This window comes from Actinoplanes lutulentus (assembly GCF_003259845.1).
In the GTDB taxonomy this organism is placed as follows: domain Bacteria; phylum Actinomycetota; class Actinomycetes; order Mycobacteriales; family Micromonosporaceae; genus Actinoplanes; species Actinoplanes lutulentus.
In genome coordinates this window covers 219786-227696 of sequence record NZ_QLMJ01000020.1, presented here as the reverse complement: position 1 = coordinate 227696, position 7911 = coordinate 219786, and the positions used below count along the sequence as shown (strand labels likewise).

The window sequence follows — 7911 nt, the reverse complement described above, 5'->3', positions numbered from 1 at the left end:
TAACGTTCGGGCAGGTCACGCCACGGCGAGCCGGTCCGCTTGACCCAGCAGATTGCGTTGATGACCTGCCGATGATCACGCCACTGCCCGCCACGGACGGGCTGCGCCGGCAACAACGGCTCCAGCACAGCCCATTCCTCGCTGCTCAGATCACCACGTGCCACACCGGTTCAACGATCGTCATCCATGATCGCCACGCATGATCCGCGGGACAGAACCTAGTACTGCAACGGCACTTCATCTCAGTGGATAGCCGCGGCGTTTGTAGTGGCTGAGGCGGGCTTGGTGTTGACGTCGTCGTCGCCAGCGTGACCACCACCAGATGTGTTTGGGCTGGTGGCGGCGGACGAACAGTGCGGCCAGCAGGCGCCGGATCTCCGGTACCGTGTAGCCGATCATCATGTCGTTCCCGCTGCTGTTTGCTGTTGCCCGGTCAGAGTCCGGGCGACGACGAGCCAGGCGTAAGCGGCCATCGACAAGGTGATGTGGGCGTACCACGCCCGCCAGTCCCGGACCTGGTACTCGTCGAGGCCGGCTTGGCCTTTGGCCTGCTGGAAGCATTCCTCGACCGCCCAGCGGGTACCGGCGATCCGGGCCAGGTCCATCAGCCGGGTCTTGCGCGGGCCGTAACAGACGTAGTAGGCCAGCTCGCCGGTGCTCATGTTGCGCCTGGCCAGCAGCCAGTGCCCACGGCCGGGCCGCCAGAACACCCGGATCGGCACCCGCGCCCACCAATACTCCCGCGGTCCGTGAGCACCGAGACCAGCAGAGATCCGTGACCAGGCACGGCCCGGCAGCGATGCGATCAGTTCGTCGACGCGGGCTCGGCCCATGCTGGTGGTAACCACGTCGTCGTTGCACCGCGTCGCCACCACATGGGCCTGGTCGTGGTCCTCGAGCCAGACCCGCAACGACTTCGACTGCCCATACGCCTCGTCCATCGTCACCCACGCCGCCGCAACCCCAGCGGCGAACGCCCGTTGCAGCATCTCCCTCGCCATCTGCACCTTGGTCGCGAAGCCGACCTCGTCCGGGACCCCGGCCGCCCGGCAGCGGTCACGGTCATCGGTCCACGCCGCCGGCAGATACAGCTGCCGGTCGATCAGCGCGTGTCCCCGCGTCGACCGGTAGGCCAGGAAGACCCCGATCTGGCAGTTCTCGATCCGCCCGGCTGTCCCGGAGTACTGCCGGGCCACCCCGGCGGACTTCACGCCCTTCTTCAGGAAGCCGGTGTCATCGATGATCAGCACACCGTTCTGGTCGCCTAGGTGCCCGATCACGTAGTCGCGCACCTCGTCGCGGACGGCGTCGATGTCCCAGTCGGCCCACCGCAACAGCCGCTGCATCCCGTCCGGCGACAGGTCACCGGCCTGCTCCGCCAGGGTCCAGCCATTCTTACGATCGAGGCCGGCGACCAGCCCGGACAAATACTGCCGGGCCCGTCGCCGCGGTTCCGACCTGGTGAAACGATCCGCGAACCGGGCATGCAACCGGTCCAGCTCTCCAGACCACTGATCGACCTCGATCGCCGTCACGAACCACTCAACGAGCCGATCATCGATACGTATCGCCTGATGAGTGCCGTTGCAGTACTAGGCGTCGGCGGGGTTTTGCCGCGGTCGGCGAGGAGGAGGCTGTATCGCAGCAGGGCGGCGTGGTCGCCGCTGACGGCTCGTTGTCGCAGTTGCTCTTCTTGGCCGGTCGTTGCGAGGTGTTCTGTCAGGGCGACATGGTGGTGGCGATACGGGTCACGGTTGGGCTCCGCGACGCTTCCGGAACTCTGATCCGGCACGGGTGCCGCCGTCGACCAGGATGTCCACGCCGGTCAGGTAGCCCGGCGCCGTGCCGGCGCAGAAGGCAAGCACGGCAGCGATCTCTTCCGGCTTGCCGAACCGCTTGATGGCTGAGACCTTCAGGAATTCGGCGGCACCGTGATTCTCCTCGAGCCGGCCCATCGCGGTGTCGAAGCTTCCGGGCGAGACCGACACGATGCGGGCGCCCCGTTTGCCGAATGCGACCGCCTGCGCGCGGGTGTACCAAAGGACGAAGGCCTTGCTGATGCCGTAGGCGATCCCGGAGTGCAGCTTGCGGCCCCCGATACGCGCACGTCGGACGATCGCCTGTTCGAACGCCGCCGGATTCGTCTCCGCCAGCCGGAAGGAACCGAACGGGATCAGGATCTTGGGCAGCCCGTGGCCTGCCGTCGAGGCGACGTTGACGAGGACGTCGCCGTCTCCTGCGCGGGCGAGGAACGCCTGTGTCACGTTGACCGTTCCCGTGCCGTTGATGCGGGCGACGCGGTCGGCCGTTCCCATCTGCGGACTGATACCTGCGGCGTGCACGACGGCGCGGACGTGGTGGCCGCCGCGGGCCGCCTCGTCGAGCAGCCGCTCGACGGAGGCCCGGTCGGTGATGTCGCACACCGCTGAGCTTGCTTCGATCCCACCGGCGGTGAGTTCGGCGACTGCGGCATCGAGACGCTGCTGATCAAGGTCGGCGATCACTACACGGTGGTCGTTTCCCAGGATCTTCGCGGTGGCCAAACCCATGCCACCGGCCCCTCCGGTGATGATGGCGGTGTACGTCATGTGTTGTGCCTTTCGCTTCGTACCGGGGTGAGGGTGGGGGTCAGGACTCGGAGCGGCCGAGCAGGGTGCGGATGACCACGGAGGTCGGTGCGGGGCGGGCGCCGGGCGTGAGGGCGCGGAAGAGGACGGTCCCGATCAGGGCGTCCGCGATCGCGGTGGTGTCACCGTGCGGGCCGACCTGTCCGGCCGACACGCCCTGGGCGAGCCGGTCGACGAGCGCTGCGTGATATGGGCCGGTGCTCATCTCGTAGAGCAGACGGGCGTCGGCCTCGTTGTCGGAGGCCGCGGTCACCAGTGCGAGCATCAGCGCTCCGGCCTGCGGATCGTTCAGGGAGAGCATGATCTCGTCGAGCCAGGCGGTCAGGTCGTGCTGGAGGTGTCCGGTGTCCGGGATTGGCACCGGAGGCAAGGTCAGTTCGCCGTTCACCACCAGCTCAGCGACTATGAGCTCCTTCGACGCCCACCAGCGGTACACCGTTTGACGCCCGCTGCCGGCGCGCGCCGCGATCGCCTGGACGGTCAGCTGCTCGTACCCGGATTCGGCGATCAGATCACGGGTGGCGGCGAGGATTGCGCGTCGCGACTGCTCGCTGCGGGGCCGTCCTCGGCCGGCCTCAGCCATGCTCTTGATCTCGGCTCACGGAATTACGATACATGTGACTCGTATATCGCCCGGCATCCCCTGTTCGGCTCGTAGGGCAACACCTCACACCCGCCACCGATCATTGACCCGATAACTTACGTACCGTAATTTAGCGACAAATGGGGGCCGTGAGCGACATCCCGCCCGGCGGTCTCGCTGTGCGGGTGATCGAGCCGTTCGCAGCGTTCGAAGTCCGACCGCTCACCATTCAAAGACGAGGAAGACTTCCCGTGAGCATGAAGATGAACCCGACCGGCGCCGGCCCAGGGCTGAGGCAGCGACACGGCCGCCCCGCGGTCTTCCGTACCGAATCTGCGCTCGCAGCCTGCGACGTTCACCGAATGAACCCGGCGCGGCAGTCGTGACACCACGCATCGTCGTCTTCGGCGCCAGCGGATACACCGGTGAACTCGTCTCGCGCGCGTTGGTCGCACGAGGCGTGAAACCGGTACTCGCGGGCCGTTCCGCCGAGAAACTCGAACGACTCGCGGCCCAACTCGGGAACCTCGAAACCCAGATCGCCGATGTCGACCGGCCAAAGAGCGTGCGCGCGCTAGTGGAAGCGGGCGACGTCCTGATCGCCACGGTCGGCCCGTTCGCACGCTGGGGAGGACCCGCCGTCGAGGCCGCGATCGACGCCGGAGCGCACTACCTCGACTCGACCGGCGAACCCGCGTTCATTCGCGCGGTGTTCGACCGCTACGGACCGCAAGCGGCGAGCGCGCACGTCGCGTTGCTACCCGCTTTCGGCTACGACTGGCTGCCCGGGAATCTGGCCGGAGCACTCGCCTTGAGTGATGCCGGTCCCGGCGCGCGGCGCGTCGAGATCGGCTACTTCAGTCGCCGGGCCGGTGGCGTCAGCGGCGGAACCCGCGCGAGCCTCGCCGGTGCCGTACTGGACCGATCGTTCGCCTTCCGCGGCGGCCGTCTGCGTGCAGAGCGGACGGGGGCGCGCGTGCGCAGCTTCCGGATCGGGCCGCAGGAAAGTCGCTATGGGTTGAGCGTGGGTGGGACCGAGCACTTCGGTCTGCCCGCGGAGTTCCCCGCCGTACGCGATGTCGGGGTTTTCCTTCCCGCCCTGGCAGCTCCGATGATCCGCGCGATGCCGGTGCTGTCGCTGCTTCTCACGGGGATAACCGGGATAGGTCCCGTCCGTAATGCACTCGAGTCCGCCGTTCACCGTCGTGTTCTCGGCTCTTCGGGCGGCCCAAGTGCCGAAAGCCGGGCCGAGAGCAGTTCAGTGGTCATCGCTGAGGCGTTCTCGGAGTCGGATGAGCTGCTTCAGCGTTGCCGACTGGAGGGCGTCAACGGGTACACCTTCACCGGCGACATCCTTGCCTGGGCCGCCACCCGGATCGCCGACGGCGGACTCTTGGACACTGGTGCGCTGGCGCCTGTCTCCGCCTTCGGTCTACCGGTGTTGGAGGCCGCGGCGGCCGAGTCGGGCTTCGTACGGGCATCCTAGGGTGACGGCGCGGGCGACCCCTGCGTGGCGTCACTCGATACGGGGCCTCACTCAAGGCCGAGAGGGTAGGGCTTGCCATGACCACCGATAGCGTCGCGAAGCCGCCGGTTCGCCGGCGCATGTCCAGCAGCCGGCGATATTCGCAACTGCTGGACGTGGCCGAGCGACTCTTCGTGGAGCAAGGTTTCGGCTCGGTCTCCATGGACGACATCGCCCGCGCGGCTGATGTGACCAGGCCGGTCGTCTACAACCACTTCCAGACGAAGGAAGGCGCGTACATCGCCTGCGTGAAGCGTGTGTATGAGCGCTACAACGATGCTCTCGGTGCGGCGGTCGACCGGGCCGAAGGAGCCGTCGATCGGCTCCGGGCAGGGGCGGACTTCTTCTTCTCCACGGTCGAGGTCGACAGGGACCGCTGGGTTCTGCTCTTCACCAGCGCTTCGGTACTGCGCGGCGAGTATGCGAGCGAGTTGGCGTCGCTGCGCTTGCAGCACATCGAGTCGATCATCGTCCTGCTGAGGGCGGCGGCGCCGGGGGCTCCTGCGGATCTGCTCGAGGCATCCGGTCACGCGATGTCCGGCGTGGGTGAGCGCTTGGGCCACTGGTGGCTCTCACGACCGGACCTGAGCAGGTCGGACATCGTCGACTACTACGTGAAGATCCTGCTGGACGGTCTCGGGCGCTGGGTCGAGACCGACTGAGAGCGTCGACGACTGTCTTTTCTCACTGATGGATCACGCACCACGGTCCAGGAGTGGGGGGCGCCGGCCACTTATCACCCGGTTCGACGTGCACACGGTTCCCGCGATCAGTCGGTCACTTCGATGTTCGCCACGGCGGTGCCGTGGTTACGGCTCGTCGCGGTGACGCGGATGTGGCCCGGTGACCCGCCGGCACGGATCACGGCAAGCGCGCGTCCACGGAAGGTGGTGTGCTCGGCATCGGTGAACGACTCCTCGGTGGCCGTGGCTCCGCTGCCGAACCCGGCGAGCGTCGCCGGGCCCTCGACCTGCACGGTGATGAGGTCCGCGACGGCCGAGTCGACCACCCCTTCGTCGTCGGCGAGTTCCAGCCGTAGGAAGGCGAGTTCCTGGACGGCCGCTGCCAGCCGCTGTGTTTCGGCCACGACCCGCAGCCGGACCGGGCCGGCCGAACGCAGCGATGACCGCCCGGTCTCGCGGCCGGCCCGATAGGCGACCGCCTCGATGGTTCCCGGGCGGTAGGGGGTACGGAACCGGGCCACGAAGCCGTATTTCCCACCTGCCGGCCGACGGCCGATCGAACGGCCGTTGACCAGGAGCTCGATCTCGTCGTCCGCGGTGTAGACCTCAACTTCGGCGGGGCGCCCTCCGTGCCCGTACCAGGACCAGCTGGGTACTGCGTCGGTGGAGCGCCAGGTGGTTCGGGCGACGGGTCCTGCGGGGACGTCCAGCGGGCGGACCGCGATCGCCGGTTCGGTGAGCAGACCCCACGCCGCGCGGGCGAGCAGGATCGGCGCACCCGGTTCGCCGGTGATGTCGATGGCGCCGGTTCCGGAGGTCAGCTGCGGGTAAGCCTTGAGATAGGGGGCGCGCCGGGTGCCGTAGATCCAGGATCCGCCACCGGCTTCACCGAGGTAGTCCCAGCCGGCCCACATGAAGTCGCCGATCAGCGCGGGTAGCTGCTCGACCAGCGGCCAGATCCGGGCGATGTCGCCCGGCATCGACTCGGTGCCCACCATCACCCGCCGAGGGTGCAGCTTGGCATCGATCGGGTAGCGCGGTGTGCCGTAGTTGTATCCGGCGACGTCGACGTGTTCGAACAGTTCCCGGGTGGCGCGGTCGGCGGCGCGGAGACGGGGGAACACCTTCGCGAGCATCCCGAACCGGTTCGAGATGACGTTGAGCGTGGTGCTGGTCATGTCCGGTGCGGCCTTCGCCGCGGCGGCCGGTTCCTCCTGTTTGCCGGAGCCGGCGAGACCGGCGAAGGTCGCGGCGACCATGTTGACGCCGATGGTGACCGCGCGGGTGGGATCAAGGGTGTGCAGTTCCGCGGCGAGTTCTGCTGCGACGAGACGCCCGCGCGGTGTGAGTGCCTCGCCGTTCTCGTTGCCGATGGAGTACATCAGAACGCTGGGGCGGTTGCGGTCCTTGGCCACGAGCGCGGCGGCCTCCCGGCGCCAGGTCGGGTCGAAGTGCTCGGCGTCGTCGTGGTCGGTCTTGTGGTCGTACCAGCCGTCGAAGAGTTCGTCCATGACGTACATGCCGAGTTCGTCGCAGGCATCGAGCAGGGCTCGTGCGGCGGGGTTGTGGGCGCTGCGGATCGCGTTGTAGCCGTTCTCCTTGAGGATCCTGACCCGGCGAAGTTCGGCCGCCGCGAAGGTCGCCGCGCCGAGCACGCCGCTGTCGTGGTGCACGTTGGCGCCCCTGAGCAGCACCGGCGTCCCGTTGATCCGGAGGCCGTGGGTGGCATCCAGGTCGATCGTGCGCAGCCCGACCCGCAAGGTTCGCCGGTCGAGGGTCTCCTGCGCACGGCTGACCAGCACCTCGAGGTCGTACCGGGCGGGGTTTTCGGCGGACCACAGCTCCGGCGATGTGACGGTGAGGGGCAATGCGGCGTCATGTCCGGAGGTGCTCGCTGAGGCGCTCGTCACCTCGGCGCCGTCCCGGCTGAGGACGACCGTGACGTCGAGGGGCTCGCCCTTCGGATTGACCAGCCGCACCTGCACGATGGCGTGCGCGTCAGCAGCGGTGTCGATGGTCTGGAAGGTGACGCCGTCGCGGTCGATGTGCACGGTGTCACGGACGTCGAGCCAGACGGGCCGGTAGATGCCCGACCCGGTGTACCAGCGCGAGTTGGGCGTCACGGCGTTGTCGACGGTGACCTCGATCAGGTGCTGCGCTCCCGGCCGGAGGTACGGGTCGAGTCGCACCTCGAACTCGGCGTAGCCGCTCAGCGATCCGCCGATGTCGTGTCCGTCGAGCAGGACCCGGCTGTGCCGGTAGACGCCCTCGAAGAAGAGGCTGATCTGTTTGCCGTCGAGGTCGGTGGGCGCGGTCCAGCTCTTGCGGTACCGGTAGCCGCCGCCGGGGAAGTAGGCGCCGTGTGCCCAGGCGGGCGCGTCGGCCCGGCGCGTCTCGTGGATCATGGCGTCATGGGGAAGGTCGACCGTCGTGTACTCGTCGTCGCCCTCACGGCCGAACTGCCAGCCGTCGTTGAATGTCGTAGTCGTCATG

7 protein-coding genes are annotated in these 7911 nt (G+C 67.9%); 2 read left to right on the top strand and 5 right to left on the bottom strand.

The features are described from left to right. The 4 genes from B0I29_RS35550 to B0I29_RS35535 all read right to left on the bottom strand — a co-directional run. Nucleotides 1–164 (bottom strand): transposase (locus B0I29_RS35550; protein ID WP_146616861.1); only part of this gene is annotated, 164 nt, incomplete at its 3' end. A gap of 234 nt (nt 165–398) precedes the next feature. Beyond that, nucleotides 399–1526, bottom strand: a complete 1128-nt coding sequence (locus tag B0I29_RS35545) for an IS701 family transposase (protein WP_111653541.1) — start codon at nt 1524–1526, stop codon at nt 399–401. A 222-nt stretch (nt 1527–1748) separates the two neighbouring features. Continuing rightward, the gene (locus B0I29_RS35540) at nt 1749–2588 is read right to left on the bottom strand and encodes an SDR family NAD(P)-dependent oxidoreductase (protein ID WP_111653510.1); all 840 of its coding nucleotides are present in this window, start codon (nt 2586–2588) and stop codon (nt 1749–1751) included. A gap of 40 nt (nt 2589–2628) precedes the next feature. Continuing rightward, nucleotides 2629–3210 (bottom strand): TetR/AcrR family transcriptional regulator, encoded by a 582-nt coding sequence (locus B0I29_RS35535; RefSeq protein WP_111653509.1) that lies wholly within the window; start codon nt 3208–3210, stop codon nt 2629–2631. A 382-nt stretch (nt 3211–3592) separates the two neighbouring features. Here B0I29_RS35535 and B0I29_RS35530 point away from each other — a divergent pair, with 382 nt between their 5' ends. Both B0I29_RS35530 and B0I29_RS35525 read left to right on the top strand, forming a co-directional pair. Continuing rightward, a complete protein-coding gene (locus B0I29_RS35530) occupies nt 3593–4696 on the top strand; it encodes a saccharopine dehydrogenase family protein (protein WP_111653508.1) in 1104 nt (367 codons plus the stop codon). Between the two features lie 77 nt (nt 4697–4773). Continuing rightward, the gene (locus B0I29_RS35525; protein ID WP_111653507.1) at nt 4774–5397 is read left to right on the top strand and encodes a TetR/AcrR family transcriptional regulator; all 624 of its coding nucleotides are present in this window, start codon (nt 4774–4776) and stop codon (nt 5395–5397) included. 107 nt (nt 5398–5504) lie between these two features. On the opposite strand, the gene B0I29_RS35520 is transcribed toward B0I29_RS35525, so the two are convergent. Further along, a complete protein-coding gene (locus tag B0I29_RS35520; RefSeq protein ID WP_181558141.1) occupies nt 5505–7910 on the bottom strand; it encodes a glycoside hydrolase family 2 TIM barrel-domain containing protein in 2406 nt (801 codons plus the stop codon). Nucleotide 7911 lies beyond the last annotated feature (1 nt).

Coding starts and splice junctions, on each gene's coding strand:
- B0I29_RS35540 (WP_111653510.1), bottom strand. CDS start 2,588: ATGACGTACACCGCCATCATCACCGGAGGGGCCGGTGGCATGGGTTTG.
- B0I29_RS35520 (WP_181558141.1), bottom strand. CDS start 7,910: ATGACGACTACGACATTCAACGACGGCTGGCAGTTCGGCCGTGAGGGC.
- B0I29_RS35535 (WP_111653509.1), bottom strand. CDS start 3,210: ATGGCTGAGGCCGGCCGAGGACGGCCCCGCAGCGAGCAGTCGCGACGC.
- B0I29_RS35525 (WP_111653507.1), top strand. CDS start 4,774: ATGACCACCGATAGCGTCGCGAAGCCGCCGGTTCGCCGGCGCATGTCC.